The organism is Halochromatium sp. (genome assembly GCF_046541315.1).
In the GTDB taxonomy this organism is placed as follows: Bacteria; Pseudomonadota; Gammaproteobacteria; order Chromatiales; family Chromatiaceae; genus Lamprobacter.
This window is the reverse complement of the sequence record NZ_JBKHDN010000007.1, coordinates 1-19,830: the sequence shown is the minus strand read 5'-3', so window position 1 is coordinate 19,830 and position 19,830 is coordinate 1. Positions and strand designations below refer to the sequence as shown.

The following is a 19,830-nucleotide window of genomic DNA, read 5'->3' as shown; positions in this document are numbered from 1 at the left end:
TTAACCAACCCACCGCCCCCATTGGTTGCTGACATCAAGCCACTGCGGTCCCTCGCCAAGCCAGCGGCCGCGCCAGCCAGGAGCCCGACGATGAGCGACAAGATGATCCATGCCTATTCCGGCGACGAGATCGATGTGCATTGGGACAAGCGCCTGTGCATCCACATCAGCGAATGCGTGCAGGCCGATGACCCCCTGTTCGAAGTGGGCCGCGAGCCCTGGTGCGTCCCCGACGAGGTCGCCAAGGCCGAGGTGCGCGAGGTCTGCGAACGCTGCCCGAGCGGCGCCCTCAGCTATGTCGACAAGGACGGCACGCCCGAGCAGCCAGCGTCCGAGAATACCGGTCAGGTGGTCTACAACGGCCCGCTCTACCTGAGCGGCGAACTCGACATCGAGGGCGCGCCCGAGGACATGCCCGGCGTGCGTTTCCGCGCCGCGCTGTGCCGTTGCGGGGCCTCGAAGAACAAGCCGTTCTGCGACAACAGCCACATCGCGGCCGGCTTCGAGGACTTCGGCGCCATCGGCCAGAGCGGTCCCGGACTCGATCCAGGGTCCGCCGCCAGCGATGGGCCGCTCAAGATCAAGGCGATCCCGGACGGGCCGCTCAAGATGGAGGGCCGCCTGACCCTCAAGGCCGCCAGTGGCCGCAGCGCCTGGCAAGGCACCAAGACCGCGCTGTGCCGCTGCGGCGCGTCGAAGAACAAGCCGTTCTGCGATGCCAGTCACCGCGCCATCGGCTTCAAGTCGGATTGATCCTCGAATTGACCGCTGCCGCGCGCTTGGGCGCGCGCCCAACCGGCGGGGCGCCCAAGCAGCAGGCAATCGGCCGCGCGATCCAGCACCCCCTCGATGCGCACCGGGATGATCCGATTGCTCAGGTCGGCGCCTTCGGTGGCGACCTGCAGCGGCAGATAACCCGGGGTATAGCCGAACTGGAGCGCGGCGCCGTCCTCCTGCCCGCTCGCCCAGCCCTCGATCAGCACCGACTGCACCGTGCCGAGCTGGCGCTCCAGCCAGGCCCGCTTGAGCCGATGCCCGAGTTCATGCAGCTCGCGGCTACGCGCGCGTTTGACCTCGGCCGGGACCGGATGGGGCATCTCGGCGGCGGCGGTGCCCGGTCGCGGCGAGTAGCTGAAGAGATGCAGATCGCCGAAGCCGATCGCCTCGACGAAGGCCAGGGTCTGAGCCCATTCGGCATCGGTCTCGCCGGGGAAGCCGACGATGATATCGGTGGTGAGGTTGAAATCCGGCACCGCCGCGCGCGCGGTCGCGACCAGGCGCGCGAACTCGGCCGTTTTGCAACGTCGCGCCATGCGCTTGAGCAGGCTGTCGGCGCCGCTCTGCAACGGCAGATGCAGATGGGGCATCAGGCGCGGATTCTCGAACAGCGGCCAAAAGCGTTCCGGCAGACCCCAGGGCTCGACCGAGCCGAGGCGCACCCGCGCCACCTCGGTATCGGCGAGCACGGCGGCGAGCAATGCGCTCAGGCTCGAGCCAATATCGCTGCCATAGCCAGCGGCATGCACGCCGGTCAGGACCACCTCTTGCACGCCAGCGGCGACGAGCTGGTCGATCTCGTCGCGGATCTCGGCGATCGGGCGACTGCGCTCGGCGCCCCGCGCGCGGGTGGTGATGCAGAAGCTGCATTGATAGCGGCAGCCGTCCTGGATCTTGACGAAGGCGCGCTGGCGGCCGCGCGCGAACAGTGCCGCCGCGCCGGGTTCGGTCGCGGCCTCCGGCAGCAACGGCAAGGCCAGTGCCTCGCGCGCGATGGCGACCAAGCGATCCTTGTCCCGATTGGGCACCACCAGATCGATGCCCAGCTCGCCGAGCGACTCCTGCTCCAGCGAGACCGCGCAACCGCTCACCACGGTGCGCGCGCGCGGATGCTCGCGCTGCAAGCGGCGTAACAGCTTGCGCGACTTGCGCACCGCCTCGGCGGTCACCGCGCAGGTGTTGACCACGAGCAGATCGGCCGCCTCGCCTGCCTGACTGATGCGACAGCCACGCGCCTCGAACGCGCGCGACCAGGCCGCGAGTTCGGCCTCGTTCAGCCGACAGCCAAGGGTACTCAATCGCACGCGCACGCCGGTCGATCCAAGGCTGAGCGCCTTAGCGCCAAGACGGCGCGGCCTGGGCGGCCACGCGCGGGATCATCACCCGCACCTGCTGCGCGCGATCCTCGCGCTCGAGTCCGGCGAGATCCGCATCCGGCGGCACCGGCAGGCGGCGCGTAAGGCTGCCCGTCGAGATGCGATGGCTCTCCCGATAACCACGACCATCGCCAAAGGATTCGGAACGATGGGTGCGCGCATCAGTCCGGGCCCGCACCACCAGGCTGTGGCCAACGGGTCGGATTTGAACATTCTCCGGCGGCAGACCGTCGAGATCGAGGATCAGCAGATACTGATCCTCGGTGCGCTCCTGGCGCATCCGAATCTGGCCCGAGAGCGGTCGCGGGCTGGGCCGGACAGCGTTTCTCGCCGGGCCGTCAGCGCGCCCAAACGCCGGCATGGGCGGGCCATACGCCGGCGTGGCCGGACCATACCCCGGAATTGGCGGGCCATATGCCGGCGTGAACGAGCCATATGCCGGCATGGACGGAGCGGACGGCGGAGCACCATCCGGCGTGCCGGCAATGGCGACCGTGGCCAGCATCCACAGACAGCCAGCGCCGAGCACGGCAGTCGTCAAACGTCGTTTCATGGGATGTCTCTCGTAAAAAGCGTCAAGCAGATCCGGGTCATTAGGAAGCATTATCCTAGCAAAGAGCGGTTGGAAGCCCTTCACCTCGCGGGTGACCCTCCCATGCCTCCAGGGAACGAACACACTCAGACGCTTGCAGGTGAGGCGAAGCGGTCAACGGCCCTTTCTTGGGATTATAGGCCGGTGCCGAAGAACCGGTGCCGAGGTCGGGCGCAAGGGCCACGCATCGACCGTCAAGCATCAGGGCTCAGGCCTCGGAGCTCAGGCCTCGGCGCTCAGGCTCGCAGCCGCCAGGTCGGGCGGGCATGCGCATCGATGAGCCCAAAGCGCCGCAGCCAGGCGTGCGCCTCCTCGGCGTCCTGCTCAAACCAGGCGGTGCTGCTGCCGAGCCGAAAACTGTAGCCCCAGGCATCCATGTCGGCGAACAGGCGCTCGCGGCCGACCCTCGGCAGCTGCTCGGCCATCAGCACTTGCAGTACGCAGACCGCATCCTCCTCGGCGACATCGCCACCGGCATCGGTGTGCAGCGCCACGCGCCTTGCGCCATCCATGCAGATGAAATGCGCCGCCTCGTGCAGCGCCGAATGCACCGGCGTATCGTCTCGCAGATAGATGAACGGGCTGATCAAACCGGCCTCGGGCGCGCCCCAGAACGAGCCGGGAATCGCCGCGCCTGGCTCGACCCGCAGCGGCTGTAATGGCTGGAACCGACGCAGCAGCGCGTCGATCGCATCGCGGTGTTCGCGGTAACGGAGCATGGGGCTCTCGGTCTCTCTGGTGGAAGGGCCTCGGGCGATCGACGGGAATCGCCTCGGGCGATGCCGCGGGCGCAGCGGTTGCAAATCGCCGGCCCGAACGTGCTAGCGTAGATGGCTTTGCACACACGTCTTACCGCATGACCGCACTCAGCGTCCACCGCCTCAACAAGACCTATGGCAATGGCCTCCAGGCCCTGCAAGATGTCGATCTCCAAGTCGAGGCCGGCGATTTCTTCGCCCTGCTCGGCCCCAACGGCGCCGGCAAATCGACGCTGATCGGCATCGTCACCTCGCTGGTGCGCAAGAGCGGCGGGCGCGTCGAGGTCTTCGGCCATGATCTGGACCGTGAGCCGGAGGCGGTGCGAGCGAATATCGGCGTGGTTCCGCAGGAGTTCAATTTCAACCTCTTCCTGCCGGTGATCGAGGTGGTGTTGAATCAAGCCGGCTACTTCGGCGTGCCGCGCAGGGAGGCCCGCGAGCGCGCCGAGATGCTGCTGCGCAAGCTCGACCTCTGGGAGCGGCGCGACACCGAGATGCGCTTGCTCTCCGGCGGCATGAAGCGCCGCTTGATGATCGCTCGCGCGCTGGTGCATCGCCCGCGGCTGGTGATCCTCGACGAGCCCACCGCCGGGGTGGATATCGAGATTCGGCGCGCCATGTGGGGCTTCATGCGCGAGATCAATGCCGAAGGCACGACCATCATCCTCACCACCCATTATCTGGAAGAGGCGGAGAGCCTCTGCCGGCATCTCGCCATCATTGATCAGGGTCGCATCCAGGCCCGCTCCGATATCGCCAGCCTGCTCGGCGAGTTGCATGCCGAAACCTTCGTGCTCAACCTCAAGGGTCGCCTCCGCGAGTTGCCCGATCTCGGCGATTTCGTGCTCGAGCACATCGACGAGAGCACGCTCGAGGTGCAGATCAATCGCGAGCACACCCTCAATGGCCTGTTCGAGGCGCTCTCACGCCACAGCATCGAGGTGCTGAGTCTGCGCAACAAACAGAACCGACTCGAGAAGCTCTTTCTCGATCGCGTCGACGCCGGACGCGAGGCGGCGCGATGAGCAAGGCCAGACCAATCCCCGACCAGAATCCCGGCCACACCGCCATGCAAGACCCCCGGCACGACGCCCAGCACTCCCCACAGCACTCCCCACGGCAACCCCACCCGCAATCCACTGCACAAGGGCAGCCTTCCGGGCCCTCGCATTGGCAAGCGGGCGCCCAAAATGGCGCCCAAGCGCAAGCCCCGCTGGTCGACGACAACCGCTGGCGCCGCTATCGCATCACCTTCATGACCCTGTTCAGCAAGGAGGTGATGCGCTTCTCGCGCATCTGGGTGCAGACCATCCTGCCCTCGGCGATCACCACGACGCTCTATTTCGTCATCTTCGGGCGCCTGATCGGCGAGCGCATCGGACCGATGGAGGGACTGCCCTACATCGACTTCATCGTTCCCGGACTGGTGCTGATGGCAGTGATCACCAACGCCTACAGCAATGTCGTCTCCTCGTTCTACAGCAGTAAGTTCTCGCGCTATATCGAGGAGCTGCTGGTGTCGCCGGCACCGAACTGGATCATCCTCGCCGGCTATGTCTCCGGCGGCGTCGCCCGTGGACTCACGGTCGGCATCGTGGTCATGATCGTCGCCGCCTTCTTCACCAGCTTCGGCGTCCACGACATTGGCGTGACCCTGTTGATCCTGCTGCTCACCGCCATCCTCTTCGCCCTCGGCGGTTTCATCAACGCGGTCTATGCCAACAGCTTCGACGACATCTCGATCGTGCCGACCTTTGTCCTGGCGCCGCTGACCTACCTCGGCGGCGTGTTCTACTCGATCGACCTGCTGCCCGAGCCCTGGCAGACGCTCTCGCTCGCCAACCCGATTCTCTACATGATCAATGCCTTCCGCTATGGCCTGCTCGGGGTCAGCGACATCCCGCTCGGCATTGCCTTCTCGATCATCGCGCTGTTCATCGTCGTCCTCGGTGTGTACAGCCTGAGCCTGCTGCGGCGCGGTGTCGGCATCAAGCAGTGAGCGCCCGCGCCACCCAGTGCCGCACTTGTGACCTCGCGCAGGCAATGGGATGATGAGGCGTCAATTCGGGCCGCCGGAGCGATGCGTCCGACGCCATCCGATCAGGATGACCGAGCCGGCACAACAGCTGCACCGAGCCCCGCTCTAGGAATCACGCCTCGTGGCCAACGCCAACATCACTGCTCCTTCTCATAAACGTCGGCGCCCCTCGCGGCGGCGCTCCGGGCTTGGCCTCTTTCTCGGCGTTCTGTTCAGCGGCCTGCTGCTCGCGGTCATCGCTGGCGGCTTGACGCTCGGGCTCTATGGCATGCAGCTCGACGAGGTGGTGCGGGAAAAATTCGAGGGCCAGCGCTGGGCGCTCCCGGCGCGGGTCTATGCCCGTCCCTTGGAACTCTATGTCGGTCGCCCGATCACCCGGCAGGCGCTGATCGGCGAACTCGAGCGGCTCAAGTACCGGCGCTCGGCCGAGGTCGAGCGTGCCGGCCGCTTCCAGGTCGATGGCGAGCGGCTGCTGATCCACACCCGCGCGTTTCGCTTCTGGGACGGCGCCGAGCCCGAGCAGCTGATCGCGGTCCACATCGCCGACGAGGTCGTCACCGATATGCGCGCCGGCGACAATGGCCGTGACCTGGCGTTGGTGCGGTTCGACCCGGCGCTGATCGCCAGCATCTACCCCACGCATAATGAAGACCGGGTGCTGCTGAGCCGCCAACAGCTACCGCCCCTGCTGGTCAAGACCCTGCTCGCGGTCGAGGACCGCCGCTTCTACCGGCATCATGGCGTCGACCCCAAGGGCATCCTGCGCGCCGCCTACGAGAACCTCATGGCCGGGCGCACGGTGCAGGGCGCGAGTACCCTGACCCAACAGCTGGTGAAGAACTTCTATTTGACCCGGGAGCGCACCCTCGAGCGCAAGCTGCAGGAGGCCTACATGGCCGTGCTGCTCGACCGTCGTTACTCCAAGGACGAGATCCTCACCGCCTATGCCAACGAGGTCTATCTCGGCCAGGACGGTAGTCGCAGCATCCACGGCTTCGGGCTCGCCAGCCATTTCTATTTCGATCGCGACCTCGACGAACTCGGCGCGCCGCAGATCGCCCTGTTGGTCGCGGTGCTCAAGGGGCCGGGCGAATACAATCCGCGCCGCCATCCCGAGAAGGCCATCGAGCGCCGTAACCTGGTCATCGACCTGATGGCTCACCATCGGGTCATCTCCGCCGAGGACGCCGCGCAGGCCAAGACCGCTCCGCTTGGTATCAGGGACAGCGGCGCCCGCCCGGCCAGCGACTATCCCGCCTTCATCCAATTGGTTCGCCGCCAGTTGCAGCGCGACTATCGCGACGCCGATCTGCGCTCCGCGGGGCTGCGCATCTTCACCACCCTGGACCCATTGATCCAGACCCAGACCGAGACCGCCATCGGCGAGCGCATGCCCGAGCTGGATGCGCAGCGAGGGCTGTCCGCCGGCACCCTGGAGACCGCTGCGGTGGTGACCTCGGTGTCGCAGGGCGAGGTGCTGGCGCTGGTGGGCGGGCGTAAGACCGACTACGCCGGCTTCAACCGCGCCCTGGATGCCATACGTTCGGTCGGCTCGGCGATCAAGCCCGCTATCTATCTCACTGCTCTCGCGCAACCCGAGCGCTTTTCGCTGGTCTCGCCGATCGAGGACCGCCCCGTCAGCCTGCGCGTGGGCACCCAACTGTGGACACCGCAGAATTACGATCGCCGCGTGCATGGCCGCGTGCCGCTCTATCGGGCGCTGGCCAATTCGTACAACCTGGCGACGATCAATCTCGGGCTGCAGGTCGGCGTCGACGAGGTCGCCGGTACGCTGCGCCGCCTCGGCGTGGCGCGTCCGATCCAGCCCTCGCCCTCGTTGTTGCTCGGCGCGACCTCGCTGCCGCCGATCGAACTGGCGCAGGTCTATCAGACCATCGCCGCCGGTGGCTTCCGCGCCCCGCTGCGCGCGATTCGCGAGGTGCTGAATGCCGACGGACAGCCGCTCAACCGCTATCCGCTCGCGGTGGAGCCAATGGTGAGCAGCGATGCCGCCTATCTCACCCAATGGGCGATGCGCAAGGTGGTCGAGGAAGGCACCGCCACCTGGCTCAAGCAACGCCTGCCCGAGGGCCTGCACGTCGCCGGCAAGACCGGCACCACCAACGAGATGCGCGATAGCTGGTTCGCGGGCTTCAGTCGCGACCGGGTGGCGGTGGTCTGGGTCGGGCGCGATGACAATCAGCCGATGGGCCTGACCGGCTCCAGTGGCGCCCTCAGGGTCTGGGGCGACATCATGGCCGAAATCGACAATCAGTCCCTGAGTGACGAGCCCCCCCATTCGATCGAACTTGCGGATGCCTGCGGTCAACGCGATATCCCCTTCATTCGTGGCCATGCGGGTGCCACCCGCTGCGTCGGTGGCGATGGCGAGTCTGCATCCGACAACCGCGATGAGGCGCCAAGCCGCCCCGAGGAAGAGCCCGCGCCGCGACCGGTGCCCGAGCCCCCCGCGCGCGACCGCCAAGCGCCGCGCAATCCCAGTCCCTTCATGAGCGATTTCTACGGCAACTGATCATGAACAAATCCCTTTCCTTGCTCACGCTCGCGGCGCTGTTGCTCCCGGCCTGCGCCGCCATGGAACGCAGCGGCCCCCCGGCCCCCATCGTCGAGAGCCAACCCGCGCCGCGCGTCGAGCCGGTGCCGATCGAGCCCCCGCCGGAGACGCCAGCGGCGCCGACGCAGGTCTATGCCTATACGCCGCCGGAGGAGATCATGGAGGAGATTGGCGACAGCCGTGCCGCAGCGGAGAGCGACAGCGATTCGTCCGCCGCAGCCGAGTCAGACGCCCAAACGCAGGCCGACAGGAGCCAAACAGAGCCACAGACGCCAGCGCGACCGACCAGCGACTCGGAGCGCGAGCCGCGAACCGCAGAATCCCAGCCCGGCACTTCGCGGCCCAGCCCCTCCGAATCCCCTACCGAACCCGACACTACCGCGCCCGACACGCCGCCATCCGCGGCCAGCGAGCCAACGCGGCCCGCGCCTTCCGATGAGGCCTCGGGCGCGGACGCCCCACCCGCGCCCGAGATCGCCAGCGCCCGGCCGTCCGCGCTCGCGCCTGCCGGCATGCCGCCCGCAGTCGCCTCGCTCGCCGAGCGCGCCGAGCAGCAACGCCAGAGCGGCGATGCCGGCGGCGCGGCGGCAACGCTCGAGCGCGCCTTGCGCATCCAGCCCCAGGAGGCCTATCTCTGGAACCGGCTCGCGCGGGTGCGGCTTGAGCAAGGCATGAGCGATTCGGCCTCGAAGCTCGCCACCCGCTCGAACGCCCTCACCGGCGATCAGCCCGCGCTCAAGCGCAACAACTGGGAGATCATCGCCAATGCGCGGCGTCAGGCCGGCGATATCGAGGGCGCGATCGAGGCCGAACGGCGGGCCACCGACGGCTGATCGCGCATGCCGAAGCCGCTGCCCGTCATCGAGGCGCTCGCCACCGATGGCCCCCTTGCCGAGCGGCTGCGGGATTTCCATCCGCGCCCGCAGCAACAAGACATGGCGGCGCGCGTTGCCGAGCGGCTCGCCGCCGGCGGCGCCCTCATCTGCGAGGCCGGCACCGGCACCGGCAAGACCTTCGCCTATCTGGTGCCAGCATTGCTCAGCGGGCGCAAGATCGTCATCTCCACCGGCACCCGCAACCTGCAAGATCAGCTCTTCCAGCGCGACATCCCAATGATCCGCGAGGCCTTGGGCGTCCCCATCGGCGTCGCGCTGCTGAAAGGGCGCGGCAATTACCTCTGCCGCTATCGGCTCGCGCTCGCCTGCGAGGCGCCGACCCGGTATCGCCCCGATGTGCGCCACCACCTCAAGTTGGTGCGCGACTGGAGCGGCCACACCCGGCAGGGCGACATCGCCGAGCTGGCGATCCCCGAAGACGACCCAGTCTGGCCGGCCGTGACCTCGACCGCCGACAACTGCCTCGGCCAAGACTGCCCGGTCTTCCAGGACTGTCATCTGGTCGAGGCGCGCCGGCGCGCGCAGGTGGCCGAGCTGGTGGTGGTCAACCATCATCTGCTGTGCGCCGATCTGGCGCTGCGCGACGAGGGCTTCGGCGAGGTTCTGCCGGATGCCGACGGCTTCATCATCGACGAGGCCCATCAGCTACCCGAGGTCGCCGCCAGCTTCTTCGGCGTCTCGCTCAGCGCGCGCCAACTGATCGAACTCGCGCGCGACATCGAGGCCACCGATCGCCGCGACGCCGGCGACGTCCCGGATCTGCCGCTCGCCTGCGACGCGTTGCGGCAAACCGTCGCCGAGCTGCGCTTGCGCTTGAGCGATGCGCTCGGCTTCGAGGATCGGCGCGGACCCTGGCAACAGATCGCCAACGCCGCAGGCGTGCAAGTCGCGCTCGATGCGCTGGGCGATCGCCTCGATGCCCTCGCCGCCACCCTCGCGCCGATCAGCGAGCGCTCGCGCGGACTCGAGCAGGCGGCGGCCCGAGTGACGGCGGTCCGCGCCCAACTCGACAGTCTCCGCGCCGATGCGCCTGCGAATGCGCCCACGAACACACCTGACGAAGCGAACAGCGTGCGCTGGTTCGACCTGCAAGGGCGGAGCTTTCGCTTCCATCAGACCCCGCTCGATGTCTCCACGGTGTTCCGTGAACAGCGCAAGCGCTATCCGACCGCCTGGATCTTCACCTCGGCGACGCTCGCGGTCGGCGATTCGTTCGCGCATTTCGCCGGCCGCGTCGGCTGCGAGGATGCCGAGACCGCGCAATGGGACAGCCCCTTCGATTATCCGCGCCAAGCGCTGCTCTATTGTCCATCGGCCATGCCAGAACCCGCCCATCCCGGTTACACGGCACGAGTGGTCGAGGTCGCCCACGCGGTCCTCGCGCGCAGCAAGGGCCGCGCCTTTCTGCTCTTCACCAGCCATCGCGCGCTGCGCGAGGCCGCGGCGCGTCTCGAGTCCTTGCTCGAGTACCCGCTGCTGGTGCAAGGCAGCGCGCCCCGCGGCGAGTTGATCGAACGCTTTCGCCAGCTCGGCAATGCCGTACTGCTCGGCACCTCGAGTTTTTGGGAGGGCGTCGACGTGCGCGGCGAGGCGCTCTCCTGCGTCATCATCGACAAGCTGCCGTTCCACTCGCCGGCCGATCCGATCCTGCAAGCCCGCGCCGAGGCCCTGAAGCGCCAGGGCGGCAACCCGTTTCGCGATTTCCAGCTCCCGCAAGCGGTGATCGCGCTCAAACAGGGTGCCGGCCGGCTCATCCGCGACCCCAGCGACCGAGGCGTGCTGGTGGTCTGCGACCCGCGCCTGCACAGCCGCGGCTATGGCCGTGTCTTCCTCGACAGCCTGCCGCCGATGCGACGCACCGACGACCTCGCCGATCTGGAGGCCTTCTTCGCCTGAGCTTCGCCTAAGCGCGGCTTACGCCAAGGCGTCGCCGAGCAGAGGAGCGGCCGAAGGCAAGCCCGGCGAGAAATAGGTAAGCGAACACCACGGCCGGCATCTGCATGCTGAAATCGACCAATGCATGCAGGCCGATCTGCACCGTCGCGGCGACGAACAACCACGACAGCTCGAACTCCTGCCGCTGAATGCTCGCGATCAGCGCCGCGACGAACAGCAACATAAAGGCGCCCAGCAGGACGATGGTCGCGGCACCCAAGGCGCTGCTCACTCAGGGACCGGTGGTGCAGATCGACGAGACCCCGGTGCAGGTCATGGGTGAGCCGGGGCGCAACAATCAACAGTCGTTCATGTGGGCCTTCCGCGGGGGGCCGATCGGCAAGCCGGTGCGCGGGTTCGGGTCTGCCCCGAGCCGCGCGGCCGAGGTCCCGCGCCGGGTGTTGTCTCCTCCCAGGGCGGAGGCGCCGAGGCCCTTCTATGGCCGCTCGACCTGATTGCCGGACGATACTGACCCAGAAGCCCAGATTCCACGGGACGTTCGCGCCCGCGCGTCAGGGGACCGGCTATACCTGCAATCCGATGGCGACAGTGCCTACCATGTGCTCGCAACAGCGAGGCGATCATCGATCACGCCGGCTGTTGGGCGCATGTGTGACCTTGAAACGCTCTCGGCAAACCGGGGGCGTTGGTTGTGGTGAGATTCCTGATGGCCTGGTGCCTGGGTTCGGTGGGGTTCGATGGGTTTCGCCGAGCGGGCACCCTACTGCTCCGGCCCGAGCAGGCTGTCCGCGCTGTCGGCGTCAAAAATGTCATCGAGCCAGACATCAAGCTGCTCGACCGGAGCGGCGTCGATGCGCCGCTCGGCCTCGTCGGTTAGACGACCGAATCGGCGTTTGATCTGCCGCTTGAGGGTGTTCGACTTGCCCTTGGCCTCGCCCTCGGCCTTGCCCTTGGCCTTGCCCTTGGCCTCGCCCTCGGCCTTGCCCTTGGCCTCGCCCTCGGCAAAGATGGACTGATAGGCGCGTGTCTCTTGAATGGGGGTCACCAGATTCAACATGGCCCAGATCTCCTGTGCGGTCAGACCGCGAAAGCGTTCGAAAAACCAAAATTCCATGACTTGCGCTAGCAAGTCGCGCGCCTCGGGCGGGAGCGATGCACTTTGTATGCGTTGCCACAGCGCGGGCGCGCGGGCGCGCAGTTCGGCCTCGTCTTCGATCAGTAGCGGTGCGAACACCGCCAGATAGGGATTCTCCGGCTCGCGCGCCAGCCAGTCCGGCAGGGTCTGTTCGAGGATGACGATGCGCACCAGATCGGGTGAGGTACCAAGCCCGCCGGGATAACCCGGAACATCGCGCTCGCGCAGAAACACTCCGATCCCGATGACATCGCGCGTCGGACACCGTTCGCCGTAGAGTCCGATCTTGCTCAGCAGATTGTAGCCGGCCTGCTGCGAGCATTGCCCCTGGAATTCGACCACATAGACCGGCCCGGCGTGCCCCTCGGGCTCCAGCAGTCCATCCAGCCGCCGTTCCACCGTCTTGAGCGTGGTGGAATTGAAACGATAGGCGCCCTCCAGCCGCATCCCGCCGGTCAACACCCGAAACGCCTCGGCGCCAGCGGACAGAAAGAGATAGATGGGGTGATCGGTCTTCATCAGCACCGGCTCCCGGCGCGCAGGAGCCGGTATGGCGAAACCGGCACTGTCGAGCGTCGCTCATCAAAGTACTGCGTCATCTTTACCTATCCCCTTATAAAGCCGCCACTCGCCGTAACAACAGGTCTGCCTGAAAAAACCGGGACGGGTCACGATTCACCCCCCACCAACGACAGCGACGAGGTTGTTCAAGCGCACACCCAGAGGTTAGCGTCAGGCGCCAAGCGGCAGGGAAGCCACGCATGGCCAGCGCGGTTGAGCGCGATCGAGAGCCCCTTGAGTGCTGGGCAAAGCGCTGCCGACCCTGCCGCGGTGGCCTCGTCACGCTTCAAATAAATCGGCGTGGGTGCCGGCGCGCACAAAGTTGATGGTCTTGCCCTCGACCTGGTAGATCAGCAGGAAGTCACCGCCGATGTGACATTCCCGGTAATCGGCCCAGTCGCCCTTGAGTGGATGGTCCAGCCATTCAGGCTCGAGCGGCGCATTGTTGGCAATGAGCAGTAGCATTGCTTGCTTGAGTCGTTTCATATTGTAGCGCCCGGAACGGGACAGCCGCTCCCAGTCCTTCTGGAAGGCCTTGGCGTAGTCGGCTGTCCGTGGTAACGACGCTCGTTTACTGCTCGCAGGTTTTTTCGAGGTCATCGAATAGCGCATCAGCGGACTGGAAACGTGCCGAGCGTGCTTTCATCATCGCCCGCGATTCTTCCATGGCTGCCCGGGTCTGGGCATTGGGGACCTTCAGCTCCAGCGGAAAAGCCTGATCGTTGACCACGCGCTTGAGCAGAATCCGCACGGCATCCGAAACCGACAGGCCCATGGCCGCCAGCGCCTCGCTGGCCTGAGCCTTGATGTCGTTATCGACACGGACATGGAGCATTGATGTGTTTGCCATGATAGAACCTCACTGATTTTGGCTAGTTTGTATCTCATGAGAGATACGGTCAAGGCACAAAGTTCCGGTCACCTGACGAGTCAGGCGCCGAGCGAGAGGGGAGCCACGCATGGCCAAGCACCACGACACCGGCTACAAGGAGCTGTTCAGCCATCCGGGGCTCGTCCAGCAACTCATCGAGGGCGTTGCCCCGCCCGAGAGGGCGCCGCTGATGGACTTCTCGACGCTGAGGAATCATCGCGGTCATTCCATCACGCCATGGTTCGAGGAGACGTTTGAGCTTGCGGGTCGATCAGCCGCCGCTGCGCTATTAGGAACAGGTTCCAGGGTCGAATGTTTCCTCTGCAACATCCTCTCGCAGGCGAGTCGCTCTACTCGCTCCATGACTGATGAGACCACCACCGAGCCCCGCGACGAGCAACTGCGCCAATGGCATCGGTTGTTCGGCATCGCGCTGATGGAGGTGTTCGAGGGTGCGTTTTGGCGGGTCGAGCTGGAACAAGAGCTGGCACTGCGTCAACTATCGAAAGCTGAGGCTCAACCCTGAGGGCAAGCGCCATCGGCAAGACGCCTTTGGCCTCTACGCCGTGGCCACCCGCTTTCCGAGTGGACTGGTATCCAAGCACCCACTGACGCCGACCACCTGGGAAGGCGTTTATGACCTACCCTGGGGCGGACACCAGGTGCGATTGATCGTGCTCAATGCCATTGCCAAGCAACCCCGCAACGCCCCTTGGGAACTCTTCGCCAGCGAGCAGGATCGGAATGGAAGGCTTTCTACGCGAGACCCATGAGCTGGTGCTTGCAAACATGACCCCAGAAGAACGGCTCAAGGGGCTTCCGCCTGATGAAGTCCTCAAACGCTACGATCCCGAGGAGCGACTCAAGGGGCTTGAGCCCGAAGAGCGGCTCAAGGGGCTCGATCCGGCCATCATCCAAGCCTGGCTGGCCAAGCAGCACCGGGATCATTGAGCGGAACATCGGCGAGCAGATCTGCCCCACCCTACCGCCCTTCTTGGCTTCACCCTGCGCCGGATCTTTCACGAGAGCAGAAACAGCATCGTCCACATCCGCCTTCTGATTCGGATTCAGACGTTTGTAGGCGCGGCGCAAACCATTCGACTGGCAGACCTCAATCATTGCTGTCTGATCGACGCCCCTCAGGAACAAAGGGTATTGCCTGATCGCGCGGGTCAGCACGCGAGATGAGGAGATCACGCACGAAATCCACTGGTAAGTCCGGATTGTCCAGCGCGGCCTTGCCGAGCTTAGCCCAAAACTCGATCTGACCGGCGATGGTCCGAGACTCCGCTTTGGCGTGGCGCTTGGCGTCCTCGTAGAGGAATTCGTCAATGCGTACCGGTCTAAGCGCGCAAGCAATGGTAAGCACGACACCCTGAGCTATTCCATAACACGGTAAACGATCAGTCAGGTCTTGACAGCTAGCTTATATCGCGCCGGCAGCCGAAATCCATCCATGCCGGTCTCGCGGTCGAGGGCCAAGCGCGTTCTCGGTCCTCAATCCGGCCCCTGCACCAGTGCCAACATCTGCTCATAGCTCAGCTTGCCGCCATCGTCGGCACCGCTGAGCAGGCCATCGGCGAGATCGCGTTTGCTCGCGTGCAGCTTCAGGATGCGCTCCTCGATGGTGTCCTTGGCGACTAGGCGATAGACGGTGACCGGCCGCTCCTGGCCGATGCGGTGCGCGCGGTCCGAGGCCTGGTCCTCGACCGCCGGGTTCCACCAGGGGTCCATGTGGATCACATAGTCGGCGGCGGTGAGATTGAGCCCGGAGCCGCCCGCGCGCAGGCTGATCAGGAACAGCTCGCCCTCGCCGGCCTGAAACGCGTGCACCGCCGCGCGCCGCTGCGGCTCGGGGGTCGCTCCGTCCAGATACTGGTAGGCAATCCGGTGCCGATCGAGATGCGCGCGGATCAGGCTCAGATGATCGACGAACTGACTGAACACCAACGCCTTGTGCCGATTGTCGAGCAGCTCGTCGACGATCTCGGCGAAGGCCTCGAGCTTGGCGCTGGGGAGTTCGGTGTCCGGCAGCGCCAGGCGCGGATGGCAGCAGGCCCGGCGCAGGCGCATGATCTCGGCGAGCAGCAGCAGCCGCTGGTGGCCGGGCGCGGCCTGGCGGCCCTCGCGATCGAGGCGCTCGATCGCCTCGCGCCGCAGCGCCTCGTAGAGCGCCATCTCGCCGGCACTGAGTTCGAGCTGCAGGTTGATCTCGGTGCGCGGCGGCAGCTCGGCGAGCACCTCGCTCTTCAGCCGCCGCAGGATGAAGGGCTTGAGCAGTTGTCGCAGGCGCTGGCGAGCGCCCTGATCCTTGTCCTGCTCGATCGGGATCGCGAAACGCTGATTGAAGCGCCGCAAGGAGCCGAGCAGCCCCGGATTGATGAAGCGGAACAGGTTCCACAGCTCGCCGAGGTGGTTCTCGATCGGGGTGCCGGTGGTGATCATGCGAAAGCCGCCCTTGAGCGCCATGATCGCTTGCGAACGCTTGGTCATCGCGTTCTTGAACGCCTGCGCCTCGTCGGCGACGATGGTCTGCCACCTGACCTGACTCAAACGCGCGCGCTCGCTCTGCAGCAGTCCGTAGCTGCAGACGATCAGATCGAACGGGCCGGCCGCGTCGAGCATGGCGCCCCGCTCGCCGTCGCCGAAGCGGAGCGGCCGCAGGGTCGGTGCAAAGCGCCGCGTTTCGCTGAGCCAGTTGCCGCAGACCGAGGTCGGCGCCAACACCAGCGTTGGCCCCTGCGGGGCGCGGGACAGGATCAGCGCCAACGCCTGCAGGGTCTTGCCCAGGCCCATGTCATCGGCGAGACAGGCACCGGCCCCCCAGTGCGCGAGCCGCGCCAGCCAACGAAAGCCCGCGATCTGATAATCGCGCAGTTCGGCTTGCAGGGTCGCGGGCAATGCTGGTTCGAAGGCCTCGATCCGGTTTAGGCGCTGGAGCAGATCCTGCCATTCCTGACTGGCCTCGACCTGCAGGCCGTCGATCAGCTCATGCACCGCCGGCGCCGCGAGCGGATGAAAACGGCCGTCGTCGACAAGGCCGGCCAGCCCCTGCAAGCGCTGCCGCAAGGCGCTGCTCAGCACCAGAAAATCGCCCTCGCCGAGGCGCACATAGCGTCCCCGCGCGGCCGCCGCGCACTCGATCAGCTCGCGCATCGCCAGCACCCGGCCATCGTCGAGGCGCAGCTCGCCGGCGACATCGAACCAATCGCCTGTCTGTCGCACCTTTACCTGCAAGCGGCTCAGGCCCAGCTCCGCGCTCAGCGCGATGCGCCGGCCCTGCGGCCAATCCAGTTGCACCTGATCGCCGAGCGCGTGCAATTGCTCCAATGCGGCGAGGGCGGCGGCGGGGTCCGGTAATTCCCAGGTCCAAGCGCGCGCCTCGGCCTGCTCGCTCCAGTCACCGACCTCATGCGAATCGCGCACATCTTCAGGATCGCGCCCGGTCAACGCCGGACAGCCGGCGAGCACGGCCGCCGCCGCTTGCCGCTCCCGGTCCAGATCGCGGGTGCAGCGCAGCGGGCGGCCCTCGCGCTCGCTGAACAGCGTGCCGCGACCCGCGCCGGGGCGCAGCTGCGGACCGGCCTCGCCGAGCGGATGGATAAAGAGTTCGAGCCGGAGCCCCTCGTCCACCGGCGACAGATGCAGATGCACCCGCGGATCGGCGGCAACCGCCTCGGCCGCTGTCTCCCCGCCGCCGATGTCCGAATGGACGCTCAGCATCGGCGCCAACGCGCTCAGGCTGTTGAGCAGGCTCTGCTCGCCGGCGTGCGGAATCGCCAACCCCTCGCGGCCCAGGATACGGGCGATCTCGAGATGACCGGCGTCGAATTGGATCAGGCGCAGGCGCTGCGGGGTTTCCTCCAGCGGCAGCAACGCGCGCCCTGGCGGCGGATAGGGCTCGAGGCTGACCAGCAGATCCCGTTCCCGGCGGACCACGCTCAGCACCGGCTTTCCCGCCACCAGCTCGACCGGCGTCTCCGGCGCATCGGGACGGATCACTCGCGGATGACCGATCGCGGCGAGCAGCGCCCGATCCGGCTCCAGGCCGAAGCCGGTGCGACCATCACCGCCGGACCAGCCGGCCTGCGGCTCGCGCCTGATGGTCTCGCAGATGGCGCGGTCCTGCGGGCTGAGATAGGGAAAACGCCCAGGCTCCTCGGCCAGGCGCTGCAGCGAGACCGCGCGCCCCTGAGTCCAGCTACCGCATTTGCGGCGTTTCTGCTCGCGGGGTTCGAGCACGGCCAGATCGCCATGGAGGCTCAGCAACCAGGCCATGCGGCGATCCTCGTCGTGGCGCTGCCCGACCCGATCGGGGTTGCTCTCATGTTGCTCGGCCAGGCCCTTGAGCGCCTCCAACGCGATCTCCCAGGACGGCTTGGGGATCAGCAGATCGGCGAGCAAACTCAGTCGACGGCCACGCTCGCCATCGCCATCGAACCGCGCGAGCAAGGCCGCAGCCTCGCGTGCATACCAATCCAGGCCCGCGCTCGCGGCCTGCTCGGCGGCACGCGTCAACGCGCTCAAGGCCTCGGGCGAGGGCCGTTGACCGAGCCAGTGCAGGGCCAAGGCCTGGAACAGCGCCGGAAACGGCCCGCGCGGGGCCAGGTTGTGCAGCAGCCAGACGCTCTCGGCGACGCTGCTGTGGCCAGCCAGCACGGCGGCCAGATCATCGAGCAGCCGGAATACCGGCTCGAGCAGATCGCTGACGCTGGCCTTGAGGCCGATCGCGACCAACTGGCGCACGCGCTCCAAATCCCCCGGCTCGCGACGCCGCACCAAGGCCAGCAGATGCAGCACACCGGGGATGCCGGGGACATAGACAGTGCGCGTGCGCCGCCGAATCCGCTGGAGTGCCTCCTCGTAGGCGGCGATGGCCTCGGTATAGGCGCCGTCGAGCATGAATCGCCAACCGCTCAGGATGAGCGCCTGGGGATCGTCGCGGCCGACCAGCAGCTCGGCCACCCGGTCGCTCTGTCCGCGCAACAGGCGTTGCTCGGCGAGCGCGTCGGCCGCCTCCGGATCGCTCGCCGCCAGCGGCCCGAGCAGGCGTTCCATGAGCCGATACGAACTCGGTCGGGCATTGAGTTCGAGCGCGGCCTCGCGCAGCATCGGCGCCAGCGCCAGGAGCTTGAGTCGCGCCGGCAGGGTCTCCAGCCAAGCCGGGTCGGGCGAGCGCGTGCAGATGGTGGCCAAGGGCTCGACCTGCCGATAGCGCACCTGCGCCAGGGACTCGACGCCCCGCAGCGAGAGCATCCCCAGCACCTCGTCCTCGCGCCCGGCATAGACGGCGATGCGCAACAGCCGGAAGCGACGCTCCTCGCTCGGGCGATCCCAGGCATTACGCATCGCGCTCGGCACCACCTGCTCGGCGGCGGCGACGATGGCGGCAAAGCTGCCATCCGCCAGCGTCGCGCGGGTGAGCGGTTCGAGCAGGTCCGGATGGCAGAGGAGCGTATTGCGCCGCTGCTCGATCACGCCCGCCGCGAGCAGCCGATCGCGCAGCGGCTTGCCGAGGCGCGCCTTGAGCCCGATGCCGCGCCGGTCCTTCCAGCCCAAGGCGTCGAGCACCAGCCCGAGCGTGGTTTGGCTGATCGGCTCGCAGACCACCGACAGCACCCGCAGGATGCGGCGCTCATCGGCGACGAGGGCCTGATAGGCGGCGCGGCGATCGCTCATGGCCAAACCGCGGCCGGTGAACGTCGGGGGCGAGAGATGGAGAGGCAAATCACAGGCATGGCCAGGTTCCCGCGCCGCGCAAAAACCGCCATGGTACAGTCTCCGCGTTCAGCGTCCACTGGACGACAGTCTGACGCATCCTGCAATCCACAAAAAAGCCTCACCATGAAGATCCTGGCACTGGAAACCTCGGGCGCCTGTTGCTCGGCGGCCCTGCTGATCGCTGATCGGCTCGAACAGCGGCACGAGCACGCCCCGCGCCGACACGCGGATCTGATCCTCGGCATGCTCGATGACCTGCTGCGCGAGGCCGGCCTGCGCCTGAGCGACCTGGACGCGCTTGCCTATGGCCGAGGTCCGGGCTCGTTCACCGGCGTGCGCATTGCCGCTGCGGTCGCCCAAGGCGTGGCCTTTGGCGCGCAGCGCCCCGTCATCGCGGTCTCGACGCTGGCGGCGACGGCGCGCGCCGCCTATCGGCAGACCGGTCGGCGTCGCATTGCCTGCGCGCTCGACGCCCGCATGGGCGAGGTCTATTGGGGCTGCTTCGAGGTTGCGGGTCCAAGCGCCCTGATGCCGATCGATCAAGAAGGCGTATTCGCACCCGCCTCGACGCCCGTCCTCACCGGGACCGGCTGGTGCGGCGCCGGTCATGGTTGGGCGGCCTATCCGGCGCTGC

Annotated in this window: 19 protein-coding genes and 1 pseudogene; 10 read left to right on the top strand and 10 right to left on the bottom strand. The window is 66.9% G+C overall.

The genetic code is table 11. The features are described 5' to 3' along the window. The first annotated feature begins 90 nt into the window (after positions 1-90). Positions 91-753, top strand: a complete 663-nt coding sequence (locus tag ACLFQI_RS01330; RefSeq protein ID WP_410756988.1) for a CDGSH iron-sulfur domain-containing protein — start codon at positions 91-93, stop codon at positions 751-753. On the opposite strand, the gene mtaB is transcribed toward ACLFQI_RS01330, so the two are convergent. The 3 genes from mtaB to ACLFQI_RS01315 all read right to left on the bottom strand — a co-directional run bounded on the left by mtaB (position 723) and on the right by ACLFQI_RS01315 (position 3,464). Beyond that, entirely contained in the window at positions 723-2,081 is a 1,359-nt protein-coding gene (gene mtaB / locus ACLFQI_RS01325; RefSeq protein WP_410756987.1) for a tRNA (N(6)-L-threonylcarbamoyladenosine(37)-C(2))-methylthiotransferase MtaB, read from the bottom strand. The genes ACLFQI_RS01330 and mtaB overlap by 31 nt on opposite strands. Positions 2,082-2,112: 31 nt before the next feature. After that, positions 2,113-2,433: a hypothetical protein gene (locus ACLFQI_RS01320; RefSeq protein ID WP_410756986.1), complete on the bottom strand. Its 321-nt coding sequence runs from the start codon at positions 2,431-2,433 to the stop codon at positions 2,113-2,115. A gap of 548 nt (positions 2,434-2,981) precedes the next feature. After that, positions 2,982-3,464 carry a hypothetical protein gene (locus ACLFQI_RS01315; RefSeq protein ID WP_410756985.1) on the bottom strand — a complete coding sequence of 161 codons (483 nt, stop codon included), beginning with the start codon at positions 3,462-3,464 and terminating at the stop codon, positions 2,982-2,984. 137 nt (positions 3,465-3,601) lie between these two features. Between ACLFQI_RS01315 and ACLFQI_RS01310 the strand changes: the two genes are divergently transcribed. The 5 genes from ACLFQI_RS01310 (at position 3,602) to ACLFQI_RS01290 (ending at position 10,908) form a co-directional block, all read left to right on the top strand. Next, positions 3,602-4,528: an ABC transporter ATP-binding protein gene (locus tag ACLFQI_RS01310; RefSeq protein ID WP_410756984.1), complete on the top strand. Its 927-nt coding sequence runs from the start codon at positions 3,602-3,604 to the stop codon at positions 4,526-4,528. A 188-nt stretch (positions 4,529-4,716) separates the two neighbouring features. Then, complete coding sequence (locus ACLFQI_RS01305) at positions 4,717-5,502, top strand: ABC transporter permease (protein WP_410757003.1); 786 nt, start codon at positions 4,717-4,719, stop codon at positions 5,500-5,502. 160 nt (positions 5,503-5,662) lie between these two features. After that, positions 5,663-8,074 carry a penicillin-binding protein 1B gene (mrcB, locus tag ACLFQI_RS01300; protein WP_410756983.1) on the top strand — a complete coding sequence of 804 codons (2,412 nt, stop codon included), beginning with the start codon at positions 5,663-5,665 and terminating at the stop codon, positions 8,072-8,074. 2 nt (positions 8,075-8,076) lie between these two features. Then, positions 8,077-8,949 (top strand): tetratricopeptide repeat protein, encoded by an 873-nt coding sequence (locus tag ACLFQI_RS01295; protein WP_410756982.1) that lies wholly within the window; start codon positions 8,077-8,079, stop codon positions 8,947-8,949. A 6-nt stretch (positions 8,950-8,955) separates the two neighbouring features. Then, a complete protein-coding gene (locus ACLFQI_RS01290) occupies positions 8,956-10,908 on the top strand; it encodes an ATP-dependent DNA helicase (protein ID WP_410756981.1) in 1,953 nt (650 codons plus the stop codon). Between the two features lie 7 nt (positions 10,909-10,915). Here ACLFQI_RS01290 and ACLFQI_RS01285 read toward each other — a convergent pair whose 3' ends face one another. Then, positions 10,916-11,167 carry a hypothetical protein gene (locus ACLFQI_RS01285; protein WP_410756980.1) on the bottom strand — a complete coding sequence of 84 codons (252 nt, stop codon included), beginning with the start codon at positions 11,165-11,167 and terminating at the stop codon, positions 10,916-10,918. On the opposite strand from ACLFQI_RS01285, the gene ACLFQI_RS01280 reads away from it, so the two are divergent. Next, complete coding sequence (locus ACLFQI_RS01280) at positions 11,151-11,402, top strand: IS66 family transposase (RefSeq protein ID WP_410756979.1); 252 nt, start codon at positions 11,151-11,153, stop codon at positions 11,400-11,402. The genes ACLFQI_RS01285 and ACLFQI_RS01280 overlap by 17 nt on opposite strands. 266 nt (positions 11,403-11,668) lie before the next feature. On the opposite strand, the gene ACLFQI_RS01275 is transcribed toward ACLFQI_RS01280, so the two are convergent. The 3 genes from ACLFQI_RS01275 to ACLFQI_RS01265 form a co-directional block, all read right to left on the bottom strand. Then, on the bottom strand, positions 11,669-12,562 hold the full coding sequence (locus ACLFQI_RS01275) for a DUF2887 domain-containing protein (protein WP_410756978.1): 894 nt from the start codon (positions 12,560-12,562) through the stop codon (positions 11,669-11,671). A gap of 321 nt (positions 12,563-12,883) precedes the next feature. Then, positions 12,884-13,216: a type II toxin-antitoxin system YafQ family toxin gene (locus ACLFQI_RS01270; protein ID WP_410756977.1), complete on the bottom strand. Its 333-nt coding sequence runs from the start codon at positions 13,214-13,216 to the stop codon at positions 12,884-12,886. Continuing rightward, positions 13,176-13,454 carry a type II toxin-antitoxin system RelB/DinJ family antitoxin gene (locus tag ACLFQI_RS01265; RefSeq protein WP_410756976.1) on the bottom strand — a complete coding sequence of 93 codons (279 nt, stop codon included), beginning with the start codon at positions 13,452-13,454 and terminating at the stop codon, positions 13,176-13,178. Before ACLFQI_RS01265 ends, ACLFQI_RS01270 begins: the two co-directional genes overlap by 41 nt. A 109-nt stretch (positions 13,455-13,563) precedes the next feature. Here ACLFQI_RS01265 and ACLFQI_RS01260 point away from each other — a divergent pair, with 109 nt between their 5' ends. Then, on the top strand, positions 13,564-14,001 hold the full coding sequence (locus tag ACLFQI_RS01260; protein ID WP_410756975.1) for a hypothetical protein: 438 nt from the start codon (positions 13,564-13,566) through the stop codon (positions 13,999-14,001). Between the two features lie 218 nt (positions 14,002-14,219). Next, positions 14,220-14,426, top strand: coding sequence for a hypothetical protein (locus tag ACLFQI_RS01255; RefSeq protein WP_410757002.1), 207 nt, complete (start codon positions 14,220-14,222; stop codon positions 14,424-14,426). Positions 14,427-14,474: 48 nt separating this feature from the next. Here the strand turns inward: ACLFQI_RS01255 and ACLFQI_RS01250 are convergent. The 3 genes and pseudogenes from ACLFQI_RS01250 to ACLFQI_RS01240 form a co-directional block, all read right to left on the bottom strand. Next, a pseudogene (locus ACLFQI_RS01250) lies at positions 14,475-14,594 on the bottom strand (type II toxin-antitoxin system RelE/ParE family toxin); the annotation flags it as partial. After that, entirely contained in the window at positions 14,587-14,835 is a 249-nt protein-coding gene (locus tag ACLFQI_RS01245; RefSeq protein ID WP_410757001.1) for a ParD-like family protein, read from the bottom strand. The gene ACLFQI_RS01245 and the pseudogene ACLFQI_RS01250, both read right to left, overlap by 8 nt. A gap of 137 nt (positions 14,836-14,972) precedes the next feature. After that, the gene (locus tag ACLFQI_RS01240; protein ID WP_410756974.1) at positions 14,973-19,154 is read right to left on the bottom strand and encodes an SNF2-related protein; all 4,182 of its coding nucleotides are present in this window, start codon (positions 19,152-19,154) and stop codon (positions 14,973-14,975) included. A 165-nt stretch (positions 19,155-19,319) separates the two neighbouring features. On the opposite strand from ACLFQI_RS01240, the gene tsaB reads away from it, so the two are divergent. Further along, positions 19,320-19,830, top strand: a 511-nt coding sequence (gene tsaB, locus ACLFQI_RS01235) for a tRNA (adenosine(37)-N6)-threonylcarbamoyltransferase complex dimerization subunit type 1 TsaB (protein WP_410756973.1), incomplete at its 3' end; no start/stop codon positions are given.

Bases quoted from the DNA above. Each gene is read 5' to 3' on its own strand.
- ACLFQI_RS01330 (WP_410756988.1), top strand. From the start codon at position 91: ATGAGCGACAAGATGATCCATGCCTATTCCGGCGACGAGATCGATGTG.
- ACLFQI_RS01320 (WP_410756986.1), bottom strand. From the start codon at position 2,433: ATGCGCCAGGAGCGCACCGAGGATCAGTATCTGCTGATCCTCGATCTC.
- ACLFQI_RS01315 (WP_410756985.1), bottom strand. From the start codon at position 3,464: ATGCTCCGTTACCGCGAACACCGCGATGCGATCGACGCGCTGCTGCGT.
- ACLFQI_RS01310 (WP_410756984.1), top strand. From the start codon at position 3,602: ATGACCGCACTCAGCGTCCACCGCCTCAACAAGACCTATGGCAATGGC.
- ACLFQI_RS01295 (WP_410756982.1), top strand. From the start codon at position 8,077: ATGAACAAATCCCTTTCCTTGCTCACGCTCGCGGCGCTGTTGCTCCCG.
- ACLFQI_RS01290 (WP_410756981.1), top strand. From the start codon at position 8,956: ATGCCGAAGCCGCTGCCCGTCATCGAGGCGCTCGCCACCGATGGCCCC.
- ACLFQI_RS01280 (WP_410756979.1), top strand. From the start codon at position 11,151: ATGGTCGCGGCACCCAAGGCGCTGCTCACTCAGGGACCGGTGGTGCAG.
- ACLFQI_RS01275 (WP_410756978.1), bottom strand. From the start codon at position 12,562: ATGAAGACCGATCACCCCATCTATCTCTTTCTGTCCGCTGGCGCCGAG.
- ACLFQI_RS01270 (WP_410756977.1), bottom strand. From the start codon at position 13,216: ATGCGCTATTCGATGACCTCGAAAAAACCTGCGAGCAGTAAACGAGCG.
- ACLFQI_RS01265 (WP_410756976.1), bottom strand. From the start codon at position 13,454: ATGGCAAACACATCAATGCTCCATGTCCGTGTCGATAACGACATCAAG.
- ACLFQI_RS01260 (WP_410756975.1), top strand. From the start codon at position 13,564: ATGGCCAAGCACCACGACACCGGCTACAAGGAGCTGTTCAGCCATCCG.
- ACLFQI_RS01255 (WP_410757002.1), top strand. From the start codon at position 14,220: ATGGAAGGCTTTCTACGCGAGACCCATGAGCTGGTGCTTGCAAACATG.
- ACLFQI_RS01240 (WP_410756974.1), bottom strand. From the start codon at position 19,154: ATGAGCGATCGCCGCGCCGCCTATCAGGCCCTCGTCGCCGATGAGCGC.